The organism is Microbulbifer agarilyticus (assembly GCF_001999945.1).
Lineage (GTDB): Bacteria > Pseudomonadota > Gammaproteobacteria > Pseudomonadales > Cellvibrionaceae > Microbulbifer > Microbulbifer agarilyticus_A.
In genome coordinates, this window is the sequence record NZ_CP019650.1 from 1,370,429 (window position 1) to 1,388,383 (window position 17,955).

General features: G+C 53.3%; 10 protein-coding genes. 8 read left to right on the forward strand and 2 right to left on the reverse strand.

Annotation, left to right across the window (positions count from 1 at the left end):
- The first annotated feature begins 64 nt into the window (after positions 1-64).
- The 6 genes from Mag101_RS05495 to Mag101_RS05520 are packed head-to-tail and all read left to right on the forward strand — an operon-like array spanning position 65 to position 8,922.
- Positions 65-1,549: a TolC family outer membrane protein gene (locus Mag101_RS05495; protein WP_077401910.1), complete on the forward strand. Its 1,485-nt coding sequence runs from the start codon at positions 65-67 to the stop codon at positions 1,547-1,549.
- Positions 1,546-3,795 carry a type I secretion system permease/ATPase gene (locus Mag101_RS05500; protein WP_077401912.1) on the forward strand — a complete coding sequence of 750 codons (2,250 nt, stop codon included), beginning with the start codon at positions 1,546-1,548 and terminating at the stop codon, positions 3,793-3,795. Before Mag101_RS05495 ends, Mag101_RS05500 begins: the two co-directional genes overlap by 4 nt.
- A complete protein-coding gene (locus Mag101_RS05505; protein WP_232325155.1) occupies positions 3,795-5,084 on the forward strand; it encodes an HlyD family type I secretion periplasmic adaptor subunit in 1,290 nt (429 codons plus the stop codon). The genes Mag101_RS05500 and Mag101_RS05505 overlap by 1 nt, the downstream gene beginning before the upstream one ends.
- A 47-nt stretch (positions 5,085-5,131) precedes the next feature.
- The gene (locus tag Mag101_RS05510) at positions 5,132-6,067 is read left to right on the forward strand and encodes a transglutaminase-like domain-containing protein (RefSeq protein ID WP_198040102.1); all 936 of its coding nucleotides are present in this window, start codon (positions 5,132-5,134) and stop codon (positions 6,065-6,067) included.
- Positions 6,067-8,178, forward strand: a complete 2,112-nt coding sequence (locus Mag101_RS05515) for an acylphosphatase (protein WP_077401917.1) — start codon at positions 6,067-6,069, stop codon at positions 8,176-8,178. The genes Mag101_RS05510 and Mag101_RS05515 overlap by 1 nt, the downstream gene beginning before the upstream one ends.
- A gap of 36 nt (positions 8,179-8,214) precedes the next feature.
- Positions 8,215-8,922 carry a TIGR02466 family protein gene (locus Mag101_RS05520; RefSeq protein WP_077401919.1) on the forward strand — a complete coding sequence of 236 codons (708 nt, stop codon included), beginning with the start codon at positions 8,215-8,217 and terminating at the stop codon, positions 8,920-8,922.
- An 11-nt stretch (positions 8,923-8,933) separates the two neighbouring features.
- Here the strand turns inward: Mag101_RS05520 and Mag101_RS05525 are convergent, their stop codons facing one another.
- Entirely contained in the window at positions 8,934-13,745 is a 4,812-nt protein-coding gene (locus Mag101_RS05525) for a CapA family protein (RefSeq protein WP_077401923.1), read from the reverse strand.
- Between the two features lie 229 nt (positions 13,746-13,974).
- Positions 13,975-16,005: an NADPH-dependent 2,4-dienoyl-CoA reductase gene (locus Mag101_RS05530; protein WP_077401926.1), complete on the reverse strand. Its 2,031-nt coding sequence runs from the start codon at positions 16,003-16,005 to the stop codon at positions 13,975-13,977.
- A gap of 372 nt (positions 16,006-16,377) precedes the next feature.
- Between Mag101_RS05530 and Mag101_RS05535 the strand changes: the two genes are divergently transcribed.
- Both Mag101_RS05535 and Mag101_RS05540 read left to right on the forward strand, forming a co-directional pair.
- Positions 16,378-17,154: an SDR family oxidoreductase gene (locus tag Mag101_RS05535; protein ID WP_077401929.1), complete on the forward strand. Its 777-nt coding sequence runs from the start codon at positions 16,378-16,380 to the stop codon at positions 17,152-17,154.
- 2 nt (positions 17,155-17,156) lie between these two features.
- Positions 17,157-17,951: an SDR family NAD(P)-dependent oxidoreductase gene (locus Mag101_RS05540; protein WP_077401932.1), complete on the forward strand. Its 795-nt coding sequence runs from the start codon at positions 17,157-17,159 to the stop codon at positions 17,949-17,951.
- Positions 17,952-17,955 lie beyond the last annotated feature (4 nt).

The window sequence follows — 17,955 nt, forward strand, 5'->3', positions numbered from 1 at the left end:
AATAAATTCTCCGCCTGCGATCTTACGGACAAGGTCACAATAAGGCATAAAAAAGTGGAATACTGTGAAGCAGCAATACGGGCTTATCAGGCTATGGATGGCTGAGCGTCGTAAATTCCGCCATTCTAATATCTCTCTTTGCGTTCACTTCTTGGCTTCTCTCGCGCTCGCATCAATGATCGACGTGAATGCCGCGCTTGCCGATGAACTTGAAGTCATTAGTCCTACGCAACTTCAGGGCGAAGTCGCCAAAGATCACTTCGGGTCAGCGACGCCTGTGAATGCCGCGACCTATTCCACGCATTCGGCTTTTCAATTGGATATAAACGAAGCGGTACACCAGGCCGTTGGTTGGCATCCGGCAGTGGGCCAATCAGTTGGTGAATTGCGCCGCCAGCAACAAAACATCCGCACCGCGCGAGCCGGCTACTTTCCCCAATTAAGCCTCGGGGTGATCGGTGGATACGATTCTGAGACCGACGGCGATGGTGATGGTCACGCTGTGCAGCTGTATGTTTCACAGGTCATATACGACTTTGGAAAGATATCGGGTAGCGTCGATGCTGCAACCGCCAGTGCACACGCATCTCAAGCGCGAGTTCTTCAGCAGATTGATACGGTAGCGCGTGACACCGCACAGGCGGCTTTGGAAGTGTTGCGTTATCAGGCACTGGTGCAGTCCGCCGATGCACAGGTCGAAGGTGTGTCGAGTATCTCTGATCTGGTAAGAATGCGTAACCAGCGCGGAGCAAGCACTCGTTCAGATGTCTTGCAGGCACAGGCACGTATCGAGTCCGCTCGCGCAAACCGTCAACAGACCTTGGCGCAACTTAATCGCTGGCGAAACGTTTTGCAGAATCTTGTTGGCGTTGTTGAGCCTATTCTGCTGAATTCCGGCGTACCAGGATCTGTGGTCAATGGATGTATGGTTGACCCGCTCAAAGTGAATACGGCACCTGAGGTACTTGTTGCAGAAGCGGATCGCACACAGGCCGTGGCAGAGTTAAAAGAGGCGAAAGCACAGTCGTGGCCGACGTTATCTTTGGACGGGAGCGTTAACCGGTATCTAGATCAACAGTATGTTGATTCGAATGCGCTCAATGATCATGAGAGTGCGATTTTCCTGAACCTTTCCATGCCGATCTATCAGGGTGGTCGAATCTTCGCAAACCGCGACGCGGCAAATTTTGCCATGCGCTCCGCAGAGGCAGCAAAAGACGCTGCACGCCTAACGGTATCCAGAGACTTGCGAATCGCGCAAAGCCAGAGTGTAGGGCTTGAGCGCAGCCTCAGTATTCTCGGTACGCGGCTGCAGGCTATTGAGGAGACCCGGGACTTGTATCGCAAACAGTACTCGGCGTTGGGGACCCGAACGCTGGTCGAGCTATTGAACTCAGAAGAGGAGGTTCAGCAAGCGAGAGTAGAGCTTGCGAACACCCAGTATGATCTTTATCGACTGAATGTCGATTGCCTGTTTACCGTGGGAGAAATCCGCGAAGCCTTCGCCTTACAGGGGCGTACTATCCAAGGAGTGGAAATCTTGCCATGAGAGAAAACCAGGAATCACAAAAGCTCCAGGGCCAGGGAAGTAAAACATCACAGGCGAATCACAGTGGAACTGTGGATTACCGTCCCTGGATGAGGGCGATTATCAATGTCGCGAAGTATTATCGGTTGGATTTTTCCACTGAAAATGTGCGTATTGCTTCCCAGTGGGGGAGTGATGAATCGGTAGAAAACATGGTTCGCAGTATGGCTAGGCAAGCTGGGCTGGTTGCCAAGTTTTGTGAATTTGAGCCGGATATGCTGAGCCCCTGGCGCCTGCCGATTATTGCGCAATTGAAAGGAGGGCAGGTCGGTGTCATTAAATCGATCGACAAAGGAAATCTGCTTTCGGTTTCGTTCAGTGGCGACGCTGGAGCCACCTCTCAAGTAAAAGCGGATAAATTGATTCGGTATGTCCGTTCCGTCGTAATCTTAAGGCCGGCAAATAATGTCGCGGATGCACGGGTTGATGAGTATGTGAAACCGCAGAAGAAGCATTGGTTTCGGTCGATTATCCTGCGTGACTTAAAACCTTATGGACATGTAATGCTCGCGACCACGGTTGCCAATGTACTGGCACTTGCGGGTATTCTCTTTGCGAAGCAAGTATATGATCGTGTGATACCGGCAGAGTCTTCAGCAACACTGTATGTGCTCTTCAGCGGGGTGATGCTTGCCGTTGTGTTTGACTTCATTATGCGGATTAATCGGGTACGAGTGACCGATCTACTTGGAAAGAGGGCGGATATCCGTGTTTCGGATTTGGTCTATGGTCACGCGGTACGTTTGCGTAATAGTGCTCGCCCAAAGTCCACTGGGGCGTTTATCTCTCAAATCCGGGAATTAGAACGTGTGCGGGAAATGGTCACCTCGACTACCGTACTCGCGATCGCAGATATGCCATTTTTCTTTTTATTCCTGTTTTTTATGTGGTATTTGGCGGGTCCGCTAGCATTGGTGCCCCTGGCCGCTCTTGTCGCCCTTGTCATTCCTGGACTTCTGGCACAACCCAAGCTGGCACGCTTAGCTGGTGAATCTATCCGTGAGTCGTCCTTGCGCAATGCCATGCTGGTGGAGACCGTACAGGGCATCGAAGATATCAAGGCACTTCAGGCGGAGCAGCGATTTCAGCAACAGTGGAACCACTACAACGCGGTTACCGCGGAGTCCAACCTGCGTCTTCGCGGGTTGGTTGGGAAGCTAGTCACCTGGACACACAATGTTCAATCATCCGTATTTGCTCTGATCGTATTGTTCGGTGCGCCAATGGTGATGGCGGGTGATATGACGACAGGTTCACTCGTAGCCGCCTCGATTCTGGGGTCGAGGATGATGGCGCCGATGTCGCAAATAACCCAGGTGTTGAGCCGATGGCAGCAGGCAAAGTACGCCCTCAAGGGATTGGACCAGATTATGGACCTCCCGGTGGATCAGCCCGAAGGTGCACACTTGGTGCATATGGCCTCTATCTCTGGCAACTATCAATTGCAGGATGCTGAATTTCGATACACATCGGGAGAAGGTGCCGCGGCACTTAAGGTGGAGGCATTAAACATTCGCGCCGGTGAAAAAATTGCAGTACTTGGAAGAAACGGTGCTGGGAAATCGACCTTACTTCAGGCGCTATCGGGGCAATTGGGCGCGAGCTCCGGCGAGGTGGTACTTGAGGGAGCAAGCCTTGCCCATATCGACCCGGCGGATGCTCGCCGTGACATAGGCCTGTTGACTCAGAATGCCCAACTATTCCACGGCACAATACGAGAAAACGTGGTCCTTGGTGCGCCCGATGCTACCGACCGTGAAATCATGGCGGCTTTGGATATGTCTGGGGCATTGGAGTTTGTACGCAAGCTCCCGAAGGGCTTGGATCACCTTATATTGGAGGGAGGCCTCGGTCTCTCCGGCGGACAGCGTCAGTCGCTGTTGTTGACTCGGCTGTTTATTCGGGGACCACAGATAATCCTATTAGATGAACCCACTGCATCACTGGATGACCTGACCGAACGACGCTTTATTGAAAAGCTCGGGCGCTGGTCCAAAGGCCGGACTCTCATCCTCGCGACTCATCGAAGCAGTACCCTGAAACTCGTTGATCGAATTCTGGTGGTCGAGAACGGTCGGATAATCATTGATTCCCCCAAAAATGCCGCCCTGGAAAAGCTAGCCCAGTTTAGTGGGCGGTCGAAACCGGGAGGTGGAGGTCCAGAGGACGAAGCGGAAGCGCGCGATGCGGGCGAAAGGGTGAGCTGATGTCTGAGAGAAAGCAACACAAAGACGAATTGACGTCTGTTTCGCAATCCGTGATCAGCCATCGAGTGGATCATACGGAAAACCGCAACGTGGCGATGCTTGAGGCCGACTTCCATAGCGTTGGTCATCACCACAACGAAGAAGCTGACGATATTCAGTTATCCAAATCGGGCAGGATTATCTGGGTATTCTTTCTACTTTTGATTGCGCTCATTTCCTGGTCATATTTTGCCAAAGTGGATGAGGTGTCCAAGGGGAGCGGAAAAGTAATCCCGACATCCCGGGCACAAGTGATCCAATCACTAGAGGGGGGGATTCTCGCCCGATTGAATGTAGTGGAGGGCGATATTGTAGAGCAGGGGCAGGTGCTTGCGCAGTTAGACCCCACTAAGGTTCGCTCCAACGTACAGGAAAGTGAAGCACGTTTTAGAGCGGCTCTCGCGAGTGAAGCGCGTTTGAGTGCCGAGGTCAATGGCGCCGATCTACGGTTTCCGCAAGTACTCGATGACTACGATGGACTTCTCGCCAAAGAGCGGAAACTCTACGACACCCGCAGAAAAAGTCTAAATGATTCACTCAGTAGCCTGGGAGAGTCTAGAGATCTGGTGAAGCGTGAACTATCAATCACGCGTTCCTTAGTGGATTCGGGGGCTGCAAGTAACGTGGAGGTACTGCGGCTAAGTCGTCAGAAGTCTGATCTTGACCTGAAAATCAAGGATGTGCGTTCAGAATACATGGTACGGGCACGAGAAGAGCTTGCGTCTGTGAGTGCTGAAGTGGAGGCGCTTCGTTCCGTCATTGTGGGACGGGCGGATTCCCTAACACGGCTCACGCTGAAGTCGCCAGTACGTGGAATAGTAAAAGACATCGAGATCACGACTATCGGTGGTGTTTTGCCACCCAATGGCCGGCTGATGGAAATAGTGCCTCTCGATGACAGGCTGCTAGTTGAGGCAAAAATATCCCCGCGGGATATTGCGTTTATTCATCCGGGGCAAGATGCCAAGGTGAAAATTACGGCCTACGATTACTCCATATACGGCGGATTGGATGGAAAGGTGACAACAATTTCACCAGATACGATCCAGGATGAAACACAACCGGGTGAATACTTCTATCGAGTACTCATTCTCACAGATGAAGATGCCCTGGTGCATCGATCGGGGCAGGAATTTCCCATCGTGCCAGGCATGGTGGCGACAGTGGATGTGCGTACCGGGTCAAAAACTATTTTTGATTATCTCGTCAAGCCGTTTAATCAAGCAGGCGAGGCGTTGCGCGAAAGGTGATGTTAAACACCCGTGGCTGGCAGGTTGTGCGGCAAGTCGCAATTTTATTGCTGGGTATTCCATTACTCGTGCTTAGTTCTTCAGCTGAAAACGGTGATTCATCCCCGCCGGAAAAAGTAGTAAACGCGTATACGCTCGTCGCTGAAATTGCGATCGATAATGGTACGGATATCCCGATTGAAGGGTATATCCATCGCGTCGCCATTCCTGTTTCTGGGCATATGCAGCAATATTTAGTGGATATTCGGTCCGATACGGTGTCGCGGCGCGCGCGAAAGGCATTTGATCATGAGGCCGGTGAGTACCTGGAACTGGAATGGGATGTGCCGGCCAACACAAAGTCCGTAAAACACGTTTACTTCGATCTACTGGTGGGTGCCTATCACCTTCCCGAGAATGAAGATGGATGGATTGCATTGTCTCGGCACCCGCTACCCGATGCGAGTTATCTCAAACCGTCCAAGTTTGTTGAATCTGACGCAGAGGAAATCCAGCGCCTCGCGCGGCACATTGAGCGGAGTTATAGCGATCCAGAGGCACAGTTGCGCGCCGCTTATCTGACACCGCAGCAAATCATTCAATACCGCCGGCAACCAACACGCGGTGCCTTATATGCCGTTTCTGCACGGCAAGGGGATTGTACCGAGTTTTCTGCGCTGTTTGTCGCGCTTGCGAGAGCTTTGGGGTATCCCGCACGCATGACGTCTGAATTCCTATTTTCTGAGAAGCGGGAGTTTTCGCAGCCGAATCATCATGCGGCGGAAGTGTATTGGAACGAACGCTGGATTCCTGTAGATGCCAATCTCGCATTGGATCCTGACTTCGGTTATGGATTTGGAGTAGGTGAGAACCGCAAGATTGTGCTAAACCGAAATTCAGTTTGGGTTTGGTCAAATTTATTTCCACGTGGTGTCAGTAAGCGTCGTGGTGAGGTCAGTGTAAGGATGCACTGGCGTATTCTGGAAGGGCAAGGAGAAGGCTAATGGGCGATGCTATCGATAACTCGGAAACCACTGCGATGGATTCTGACACTGATCTGGAGATGCATCCAGATACACTGCCGCGGACGGATCAGGAGGCCAATGATGGATCTTTGGGAATGTGCGATATCGATGTACATGCGCCACTGCCTGTGGATAAGGTGATTGAGGAGAGTGGCCCCAACGATTTCTCTAAATCAAAACTATTGCAAAGCCAGGATGACATTGGAATACAGTTGCTGTGCAACGCGGCAGCTGATCATGACCTGGACGTGCGGTATCACCGCAACCTGATCTTTGAGGTATTCGACGAGCGTCGGAGAGTCGTTTTTCGGCAGAATTCGCCGGAAAATTCGGCGGTATATAGCTATTGCGCGCGAAAGAAGCACATTGCGAAGCAAATGCTCGCTGAGCAGGGAATTCCAGTACCTTCTGGCAATATTTTTCGTGAGTATGAGAGCGCCCTGAGATTTTTCATACAGTCTGGCGCTGTTGTTACCGTAAAACCGGCCGACGGAAATGCCGGTCATGGTGTAACCAGTGGAGTTTCTAGCGAGGCGGAATTCAGTGATGCGTGGGAATTTGCCAAGAAAGAGAGTCGCGACATCATTGTCGAGCAGAATATTTTTGGCGAAGACATACGAATTATCGTAGTAGGAGGGAAAGCAGAAGCGGCTTATGTACGTATTCCTGCCAGTGTGACCGGTGATGGAGTACACAGTGTTCGTGAACTCGTCGCCCAGAAAAATGCGATCCGCCGACTCAATCCAGGTTTACGAATTGATCCTATCAAGCGCTTTGATTTGCTCGAGCGCGATGGAATTTCGCTCGACTATATCCCGGAACCCGGCGATACACTGCAGCTCACCAGTGTTGCCAATGCTTCTGCCGGCGGCGAGACGGTTCAGGTCTTTGATTACCTGGATCAGGAAATATTGGAGTTGGCCGAACGTGGAGCCAAGTGTTTCCCAGGTCTTGTGCAAGTTGGTGTTGATTTAATCTATACGTCACCTGACCAGTGGCAGCCCGGTTTACCGCGAGGCTACATTATCGAGGTAAACTCGAATCCCGGAATATGCGATACAGTGTTCCCAAGCTATGGGCGTTCCATCGACGTACCGGGAAAACTAGTTTCCCATATGTTTTCAGATGCTGGCGCACAGTTTTCGCGCAAGCTCCCCAAATCCACAGTTTCGCTGGCGGAGCCATACCGCTATGAACGTTTCGGCAGGGTTTTCGGCAAAGGCAATACACGGCAAGCCGCGCTGATTAAGCAAGCTGCCTACGCACTCAATCTCGAGGTCAAACAGGTAGCAGGTGAGCTCTTCCGTCTCACTGGGGACAACGGTAGTTGCCTCTTTCATAACGGTATGCCCGACAGGGTTCGTATGATTACGCGGAAGGTCACCCGTAACAGAGAATGGATGAGTACCGTCTTGCCGAAAAACAGTGAGTACGCTGCAGGCCAAGACACGCAGCTCAATCGTTTTCGCTTGTTTGTTGTCGGCGGGAAATTGGTGTCTGCCCTGCATGTATACACGTCAGGTGATCGCGGTGGACTTTTGCGCAGAGAAGTTGGCGATCTGGTTCACCCGAGTATCCAGACCGTTCTTGATAAGACACTTTCCGCGATTTTTGATCCTATGTCAGTAGGTATTGAATTCTGGGTGGGGGACATCAGTAGTGATCTTTCGCAGCAACCATGGGAAGTGAGAGACGCAGTATGTAACCCGAACCTGTTTTGGCACCACTTCCCGTCTGAAGGAGGTGGGCGCGATGTGGCGAAGGCGTTGGTGTCTTCGGTTTTTGACGAGGTGGACTTTACCGATATACCGCGTGTATGTGCGCGTTTTGTGATACGTGGGCATGTGCAGGGGGTTGGATTTCGGCGTTGGCTAAAGTTGATTTCGATCCTGCACTCCACTACGGGCTGGGTACGAAACAATCAGGAAGGCGATGAATCGGTTGTTGAAGCGGTACTGGAGGGAACCCCTTCGGCCATTAACCGTCTTTACACTCTTTGCCACAGCGGACCCAAGTCCGCACAGGTTGACTCCGTAGATCGTTCGGAGCTGCCATGTTCTGGAAAATCCCAATTCTCGGTTATTAGCTAATGTAATTCTAGGTAGCTTTCCTCGGGGTTCCCGGTTATGGATACAATCAGGGCGGTATTCAGTACTCCCATTCTGGTACGTGATATTGAAAATTCCGGCGAGGTCAATAAACGCCTGGAAGAAATAATTCTGGAGTCCGAGTCGACCACGCCGGGCAGAACGCGTTCAAATATCGGGAGTTGGGATTCCCAGAAAGATTTTTTTGAATGGCCATTTGAGGAAATTCAAACCGTAAAGCTCTGGATCGCTCGTGCGGTAAAGGAAATTACCCTCAAGACTACCAAGCAGAAGTTTGAACCCCGGGCTCAGGAGATGCTCGCTCACGCCTGGGCTAATGTCTCCCGTGGGGACAGCTACCGGAAGATTCACAATCACGAGTCGTGTACCTGGTCCGGTGTCTACTATGTGAAATCCGACCTCGTGAAGGAAAAAAGCCGGAGTAGCGGGAATATTGAGTTTTTAGACCCCCGTATGCTTTGTCTCCAGGCGGAGCTGCCGAATAGCAGCTTTGGCAGTCGTCTGCGGGTTGTTCCGCGCGCGGGGCGACTGGTGGTATTTCCACATTGGCTGCAACACTATGTCAATCCTGTGGAAGATGACTCGCTGAGAATCTGTGTGGCCTTCAACGTAAAGATCGAAACACATACGGTCAAGCTCCGCGCGAACAGCATGCGGCCTTTGTTACATTCGGAACGGCAATATTTTTCTAAGGTCTCTACCGCCTCGGCTCACAAGGTGGATTAAACACTGAATCATTAGGCGGTTTCTTTTTGCCCTACGAACTTCTTCATTAAGGTGGCAACGTCGCCAAAGTCCGAGTCCCTGCGTGAACCTTTAAGCAACAGTAAGTCCGATGGTTGAATTTTCTGTGCGAGATATCGGGCCATTTCTTCTGCTGTGATAAAGTGCGGGCCAAGCAGTTCCCCTGGAATTTCGTCCCTCAGATAGTGCATTTCTTCACCGTGCGTCACTAGTAATTGCACACCACTTTCTACGAGTGGTTTGGCGAGGCTGCGATGCAGATCGGCTGCCTGATTGCCGAGGTGCACTATACGTCCCAGTGCCGCTATCTTGCGGCCGCCGCTGGAAACCGGTACCTGTGCCAATACCGAAAAAGCGTTGAGCATGGAGCTTACGGTCGCATTCCAGCTGTCATCAATGACTTTTGCACTGCCACCCGGTAATGCCAGGTCGGTCTGGCTCAGGTGACCGTCGTCCAGCTGGAGCGTTTCCAGTGATCGTGCTGCCTCTTCAATCGAGCGTCCCATCGCATAGACCACACACAGCGCTGCCACTGCATTGTGTACCATGCCCATACTCGGGGCTGGCACAGTTATTGTGTGCTCAGTGCCGTGGACTCGCAGGGTGACATGGCTTCCATTGCTATCGGTGTCGATATCGGTGATCTGCACTTCGGCATTCTTGCTGGTGCCGAACACAATGACGCGTTTCGCATGTTGTTTCGCTTTCGCAAGTACATAGTCAAAGTGCAGTAACTGCTCATTCACAATGGCGATTGAGCGCCCAATAAGCCCATCGAAGATGCGTGACTTCCAGCGTGCAGTGTCCTTGGTACTTTTCACTCGGCTGCTCGTTTGCGATATACCGATCCCTGTGATGAGCGCAATTGTTGGGGATATGCGGCGGGTGATTGGACCTGACCGCATCCACAGTGCACTTTGCGCAACCTCCACAATGGCAACATCGCGATCGCCACTCAGGCTCGCCAGCATGCTTGGTGCTCCTACACGGGAATTGTAATTGCCAAGGCTCGCGAGCACGTTTTCCGGCGTGCCGAGCATGTTTGCAAGCATTTTTAGGGTTGAGGATTTTCCTGCGGTACCAGTAATGGCGACCACATCGCCGCGGAACCGGTTTCTAGCCGCGAGCCCGAGTTCAATAATTGCCTGTAGTGGGTCTTTTACTTGTAAAACTGGCAGGCCCGCCGGCAAGCCACTTACTGGCCGTTCGACGATGACCCCGCCCAGCAGGTTGCCGGCGGCTTTCGCGATTTCGGGTAGCCTGTTATGTAAATCCCAGTTTGTGTACTTGGTCCGCGAGCTACGCTCGTGGTAGGCGCGATCACTGCTCTTGTGTGCGACAAAGAGTACCGGGTCGAGGGACTGCTCTATGAAGCTACGCCCTGAAACAACACTGCGAACAAACCAGCCTGGTGATGGCTGCACCAGCCATTTACCCCCGGTAATTTCGCTTAACTGCTGTGCATTCCACGTTTGTCCTGGGGTTTCACGGTAGATACTTGCGGGGAATGTATTGCGATAGCGTGGCGGCTCCCTGCCATCGACAGACGTCGCTTGTCTGGTGCGGCCCTTGATTTTCAGTGAGATGGTGGTGCCAGGCACCGGTACGGGGCGAATGTGGGTTTCCGGGCCGATCAGGCCGATTTCCAGACGCAGGTCGACATTGCGCAGTTGCTTGGGTGCCGGTGGACGCAAGCCATAGTAATCCCGGTAGATCACGCCCGGTTTCCAGCGGCTGGTCGGGAGTTGCCAGTCGCACGGGTCGTGATCCATGGATTTACCCCAGTAGGGCATATCCGTTTCCTGAACCGGTACCGCGCGGATGTCCAACCGGATGTTCTCAGAGAGCCGGGTTGACCGGGCGGGGTTCAAGGTCCAGAAGGATTCTACATACAGGAGCTGTCTTTGCTCGAAATTCTTTGGTGTGTAACGTAGGCCAACGAGCTGCAGCGGACCGAAGTCCATCGGTGGGGTTATCGCATTGGATGGTACTTCCTTGGCGGTCCACTGCGGGGAGATTGGGCGCTGGATTTGCTCGAGTTTAACCGGGTCTAATGCTGCTTTGCGCGCGGGCGGCAAAGCTGGATAGTCTCGCTGAGGCGGGTTCAGTGCAATTTCGCCGGAGCCATCTTCTAGTGGCTCTAAGTTGGTGCCCATGTTTGTACACAGATCGGCGAATCGGCGGGTTGCCGCCACCGCGTCGGAGCCTGTGCGCTGATGGCTGAATCCGAAACCGGACCCAACCGGGAAAAATCGTACTTTCTCAACCCCTTTATGGCTCAGTGACAATTGGAAGACACCGCTATCCTTCAGGGTTTTACGCACCGCATCGAATAGCAGGTCACCCGCGTCGTGGATGATCGGGCGATCTTTATAGATTTCGATACCTTGCAAGACATGCGCGCTGGTACCGAGAATTCCATCGGCGCCTGCATCAATGATGTGATGGCCGAGCGTATATTCCTCTGCCCCGGGCTCGGCTTCCAGGTTGCCGCCCCAATGCACCGCGACGAGTACCACCTGCGCATGTTGTCGCGCACGAAGGATACGTGGCTCCAGTAGTCTCGCCCAGGCACTTGGGTTATTCGGTGGCAGGTAAGCGCTACCAGGTTGTTTTGGGTCGGCGGCGAAAGACTGCTGAGTAGCGTCCAGTGAGAAAATGGCAACGTTGAGCTCTTCCAGTGGCAGGATAACCGGCCGCAATGCTGCGTCGAGATTAACCCCTGTGCCGGTGTGTGCGATGCCCACATGGTCTAACCAGAATCCCTGTTCAAGTAACGCTTGTACGCCATAATCGCCGCTGTGGTTGTTTGCGGTAGTAACGGCATCGATATTGGCGCGGCACAGTAGCTTCAGCATTTCCGGGCGCGCGCGGTAGTAGTAGGGGGCCCCCTCGGCTTTGTCGATGCCCTGTTCGCCGGTAGTGGCGACGACACATTCCAGATTGATCACACTTAAATCCGCACCGGACAGTGCAGGGATACGTCCAAGTACTTCTTCTTCCCCAAGTGCCTCTGTGCGGTAGTGTTGTCTACGTGAAAGATTGACATCGCCGGCCCAGGCAAGTGTGGGTAGCGTGCTGTCGTCGGGAAGGGCAAGTTTTTGCATTTGCGGCGTCGGGGAAAATTCCTGTGGACAACCGCCATTGAGCAAGTACTTCCTGAATGCGACAAAACCCGAAAGGTAGTGCTCGACATCATCAATACGCACGCGAAATGCGTGGTGACGAATATAAAAGCTGCCGACGATTTTTTCCGGGTTCTGGAAGAACATGGCATATTCCGGCCAGAAATAACCGTTTAACAGGTACATGGCGCGGGTATGCAGTGCAAAGTAAAATTTCTTCAGGTCAAGCTGGTTGAGTAGGTAGGAAAATTCCTTTTCCTGGCGTAAGCGGGTGACCATCCGCTCTGCAGCCATCATTAGTTCCAACAGGGTCGGAAATGTGGTGATGCGCTCAATAATAAAGTCCAGATGCCCGACCACATTTTGTATGCCGAACTGGTAGTAGCGGGCCTCAGGACGATATAGGGTCAATTCATTGACACAATAGCTAAGCCAGTGATCGTGGGCCTGCCAGTGGTTGTTCACGAGGAAGTACTCAAAGGCTTTCTCGACAAGATTTAGCCAGCGTTCGTCCTTGGTTAGGCCATATAGGCGCATGAGACCGAAGGCTGCTTCGCCGTCGTAATAGATGATCCGAAACGGTTCTTTGACAGTGAGATCTGGGTATTGCAGCACGTGCACGAACTTTCCGGATTCCGGATCCTGCATAAAGCGGATACCCTGCGCCAGCTGCTCCATTAGCGCACTGTATTTTGCGCGTGTCTCGCTGCTTCCACTCAGTTCGATGTATTTGACCAGTGCCAGCAGGCATACCGCGTTTCCGCCAAGTTTTATTTCGCCATTGGCCTCCACAAGGAACGCGGCTTCTTCGCCGCTAGGAAGTCGCGCTTTTTTAATCAGTTTTTCCGTCAGGTATTTGAGTACGCGGTTGATGGCTCGTTTGGTCTTTTCATCGCGTGTTACTTCCCAGCCCTCGGTCATTGCGTAGGTAGAGCTGGCATGGCGGAGGGTGTTGTATGTCCCGATGGGACGGTCGAAGCAGCAGTGCCAGCCATACTCGAAACGCCCATTTTTCAGTACCTGTGAGGCCAGGTAGCGACTACTGGTATCGATTACGTGTTCCGCTGTGGGTTGGTCGAGCTCGTCGATGATCCTGCGGCCAGCGTTGCGTCCGGGGCCATACAGAAACTTGGGAGCGGAATGTTTTTCGACGAAGAGGCCTTCCGTATGCAAACGGGTTACGGCGGTGTCGTCATCGAAGTTCAGGGGCGTATTTGGCCCAAAGCGTATGTCTGTATAGGCGCGAAATTTACTGTGGTTGACCACAGCGTGGGCGATTTTGTTGCCGCCGTACAGCATGGCGTTGCCGTTCAGTTCTTGTTCCAGAAAAGCAACTTTCCAGTCAGAGTCGAGCGCCAGTCCAAAGCGGAAATAGCCGCGTTTGGTGTTTTTGAACTTTTTTTGCAGCGTACGCCAATCCATGGGTTCCGCGTCGGTTACCCAGTCGATGCGCAGCCAGCGCCCATCCATTTTTGCGCTGGCAAGTTGTTTGCGAGACTGCGCGGCGAGTTTTAGCCAGAGGCTGTTGAGATCGCCGCCGCGCGCGTGGCAGACTCTGGCGCGCTTGCTGCCATCGCTCACGGAAAAGAACAGTGTGTAGGGCGGTTGCAGATGTTCTAGCGCTTGCTCGACATTTGGCCGCGCACGAGAGAGTAAATTAGAGAGGGTGGACGTCGCCATGAACAGAGCCTTTCCTGTCGTTCGTTATTCTAACGGCAGGGAAGCTCGATTAGCCGATGTGTGGTGTTGCGGTCGCTGCGCTTGTGGATAATGGCGCTAAGCGGAGAGGAATGTCGCGCTTCCCTGGCAGATCAATCCGTACGCTTCAGTATAGTTCTGCGTCGGCGATTTGCCGCCAAACCAGCCTACATCTGCCTGGCTTGATGTATCAGGGGCGCGATCACTGGCGTTACATCTCTGCCGCGAGACGCGCCCCCTGGTCAATCGCTCGTTTGGCATCGAGTTCCACAGCCTCATAGGCCCCGCCAATCAAATGACTGATTTGGCCTTTGGCCTGCAACGCATCGTGCAGGTTGCGCAGGGGCTCCTGGCCCGCGCAGATAATGATGTTATCCACATCCAGAACTTGTTGTTCGTCGCCCAGGCGGATATGCAAACCCTGATCATCGATCTTCTCGTAAGCCACGCCCGCCAGGTTTTTTACCTTTCGATGCTTGAGGCTGGTGCGATGAATCCAACCTGTGGTTTTCCCCAGCCCTGCGCCAACTTTGGTTGTTTTGCGTTGTAACAGATATACCTCGCGGGGGCTGGTGACGGGCTCAATGGGCTTTAAACCCGCGCGATGGTCGAGGGTGATGTCCACACCCCATTCATCGAAGAATTCCTGTTTGCTACTGGCCACCAGTTCACTGATGTGATCTTCGCTGTGGGTGAGGTATTCCGCCACATCAAAGCCGATGCCACCGGCACCAATGATCGCCACACGTTTCCCTACCGGTTTTTTATCCCGCAGCACTTCGAGATAACTGAGTACTTTGGGATGGTCGATACCCTCGATAGGTGGAATTCGCGGGAGAATACCGGTGGAGATGATCACTTCGTCGTAGTCGGCCAGGCCCGCTTCGGTCGCCTTGGTATTGAGTTTTACATCGACCCCCGTGAGCTCCAGCTTGCGCTTGAAGTAGCGCAGGGTTTCTTCAAATTCGGCTTTGCCAGGAATCTGTTTGGCGATATTAAACTGGCCGCCAACCTTGTCGCTGGCTTCGAACAGCGTCACCTGATGCCCACGCTCGGCAGCGACGGTTGAAGCTGCGAGCCCGGCAGGACCGGCTCCCACGACTGCAATTTTCTTGGGCTTTGCCGTTGGCAGGTAATTGAGTTCGGTTTCATGGCAGGCGCGCGGATTGACCAGACATGAGGTGAGCTTTAACTCAAAGGTATGGTCCAGGCATGCCTGATTGCAGCCGATACAGGTATTGATCTCATCCGCACGATCCTCTGCGGCCTTGTTGACGAATTCGGGGTCCGCGAGGAACGGGCGTGCCATGGAGATGATGTCGGCCTCACCTGCAGCGAGTACATCCTCGCCCACATGCGGCATATTGATTCTATTGCTGGTAACCACCGGTAGGCTCAGGTGTTGTCTGACTTTGGCGGTAATGCCGCTGAACGCCGCTCTGGGAACGCTGGTGGCGATGGTTGGGATTCTCGCTTCGTGCCAGCCAATGCCGGTATTGATGATATTGGCGCCGGCTTTCTCAATCGCCTGACCCAGAGTGACTACTTCGTCAAAGCTGCTGCCGCCTTCCACCAGGTCAAGCATGGAAAGGCGATAGATGATGATGAACTCTTCGCCCAAAGCCTCGCGAATGCGGCGCACAATCTCGATCGGCAGGCGCTTGCGGTTTTCATAACTGCCGCCCCAGCGGTCGTCCCGGTGATTGGTGCGGGTAACGATGAACTGGTTGATGAAGTAGCCTTCTGAGCCCATCACTTCGATGCCATCGTAGCCCGCTTGCTGGGCGAGGGTCGCGCAGCGCACATAGTCATCGATTTGCTGTTCGACTTCTGCGTCGCTTAACGCTTTAGGGGGAAATGGATTAATCGGTGCCTGAATGGCGGAAGGGGCGACGAGATTGGGGTTATACGCATAGCGACCTGCGTGCAGTATCTGCATGCAGATCTTGCCGCCTTCATTGTGGACCGCCGCGGTAATGACCTGATGTTCTTCGGCTTCTTCCGGGGTGGTCAATTTGGCGCACCCCTGAAATACCCCACCTTCTTCATTCGGGGCAATACCGCCGGTGACAATCAGGCCCACACCACCGCGCGCACGCTCGGCGTAGAAGGTGGCCAAGCGCTGGTAGCCTCCAGGATGCTCTTCCAGGTTGGTGTGCATTGAGCCCATCAGCACGCGGTTCTTGAGTGTGGTGAAGCCCAGATCCAGCGGAGCGAGCAGGTGCGGGTAGGCTTGGGTCATCTTATGGGGTTCCTTTTATGGAAGCTGGCCAATTACCTTAGAAAGTAGCGAGAAAGCTAGCTGGAAACATAGCTGGAAAAGTAGCACCGGCGCTGGAAGGCCGGGAAAATCGGCAGTAAAAGAGCGCCGATACCGCTGCGGCAGGGGCTATTGGCGCCTGAATCGCCAGGCGGGAACACGATGGTGTGGCTATAGATTTTTTGAATGTGGGGTGATTCACATAATTAATTTGGTTGATTCCGAGGGAGCCGGTAACGTGAAATTAGGACTCGAATGGAAGGCTCCGGTGCACTTTTTATACAGTGCCGCACTGTGAGCTTCGGATGTCAGTAACCGAACAACGTATAAGACGATAACCGTCGGGAGAAATTGATGGCGACCAACCTCTTTGACTTAACGGGAAAGATTGCTCTGGTGACTGGTGCCAGCCGTGGTATTGGCGAGGCGATCGCCAAACTGCTCGCGGAGCAGGGTGCTCACGTGCTGGTGTCCAGCCGCAAGATTGATGGCTGCCAAGCGGTGGCTGATGCCATCAATGACGCCGGTGGCAAGGCGGAAGCACTGCCTTGTCATATCGGTAACATGCAAGATATTGAGCAGGTGTTTCAGCACATCCGCGCGCAATACGGCAAGCTCGATATTCTCGTAAACAATGCAGCTACTAATCCCTATTTTGGCCATATCCTCGATACTGATCTTGGTGCGTTTCAAAAAACCGTGGATGTAAATATCCGCGGTTATTTTTATATGTCCGTAGAGGCCGGAAAATTGATGCGGGAAAACGGTGGCGGTTGCATCGTAAATACGGCTTCGATCAACGCATTACAGCCAGGGGTGGGGCAGGGTATTTATTCCATCACCAAGGCTGCGGTAGTGAACATGACCAAGGCTTTCGCCAAAGAATGTGCGCAGTTCAATATCCGCGTAAATGCGTTGTTGCCTGGGCTCACCAAGACCAAATTCGCCGGTGCCCTGTTTTCTCACGACGAGATCTACCAAACAGCCATTGGCCATATCCCGATGCACCGACATGCAGAGCCCGAAGAAATGGCGGGTACGGTTTTGTATCTGGTATCCGACGCAGGCAGTTATACCAATGGTGAATGTGTCGTTGTTGATGGCGGCCTCACCGCCTGCGGAGGGCTGTGATCATGGCAGAATTTCAGCGAGACCCATTACTGGATTTCACCGGCAAGGTAGCGTTGATTACCGGAGCCGCCAGTGGGTTTGGGGCACTCCTCGCCGAGGCGCTCGGTCGCCGCGGGGCCCGTTTGGTCCTTGGGGATATCAATGAAGATGGCTTGCATGCAGTGGTTGATAAGCTGACCGCTCAGGATATTGAAGTCCAGGCCGTTACCTGCGATGTATCGTCAGAGACGGATTGTGCGGCGATGGTCGCGCTGGCGCGGGAGAACTTCGGCGGATTGGATATCGCGGTGAACAATGCCGGCATCGCGCCGCCACAAGTCCATTTTGAAGAAGTCGATGAAGAGACCTTCGATCGGCAACATAGCGTCAATGTCAAAGGAGTCTTCTTTGGCATGAAGCATCAGCTCAAGCTTATGCGCGGACAGAAACACGGCATTATTTTGAATGTCAGCTCCATGGCAGGCATTGGCGGAGCGCCGAAGGCGGCGGCCTATGCCGGAGCCAAACATTCGGTGGTGGGGCTCACGCGCACCGCTGCAGTGGAATACGCACGGCACAATGTGCGGGTGAATGCGATTTGCCCATTCTTTACGCTAACTCCCATGGTGGCCGGGCTGACGCCCCCACCGGGTGCCAGCGTTGAACAGCTCCACGGGTTACTCTCAGCGGGTTGCCCAATGAAACGTTTGGGCGAGCCGGAAGAAGTGGTAAATGCAATGGTGATGCTGTGTTCGCCAGCACTCACCTATGTAACTGGGCAAACACTGGCGGTCGATGGGGGCGTTTCAGCATACTGATTGG

What these genes read in the sequence shown, in the direction of transcription:
- Mag101_RS05530 (WP_077401926.1), bottom strand. Translation starts at nt 16,005, where the DNA reads ATGACCCAAGCCTACCCGCACCTGCTCGCTCCGCTGGATCTGGGCTTC.
- Mag101_RS05535 (WP_077401929.1), top strand. Translation starts at nt 16,378, where the DNA reads ATGGCGACCAACCTCTTTGACTTAACGGGAAAGATTGCTCTGGTGACT.
- Mag101_RS05520 (WP_077401919.1), top strand. Translation starts at nt 8,215, where the DNA reads ATGGATACAATCAGGGCGGTATTCAGTACTCCCATTCTGGTACGTGAT.
- Mag101_RS05540 (WP_077401932.1), top strand. Translation starts at nt 17,157, where the DNA reads ATGGCAGAATTTCAGCGAGACCCATTACTGGATTTCACCGGCAAGGTA.
- Mag101_RS05505 (WP_232325155.1), top strand. Translation starts at nt 3,795, where the DNA reads ATGTCTGAGAGAAAGCAACACAAAGACGAATTGACGTCTGTTTCGCAA.
- Mag101_RS05515 (WP_077401917.1), top strand. Translation starts at nt 6,067, where the DNA reads ATGGGCGATGCTATCGATAACTCGGAAACCACTGCGATGGATTCTGAC.
- Mag101_RS05500 (WP_077401912.1), top strand. Translation starts at nt 1,546, where the DNA reads ATGAGAGAAAACCAGGAATCACAAAAGCTCCAGGGCCAGGGAAGTAAA.
- Mag101_RS05525 (WP_077401923.1), bottom strand. Translation starts at nt 13,745, where the DNA reads ATGGCGACGTCCACCCTCTCTAATTTACTCTCTCGTGCGCGGCCAAAT.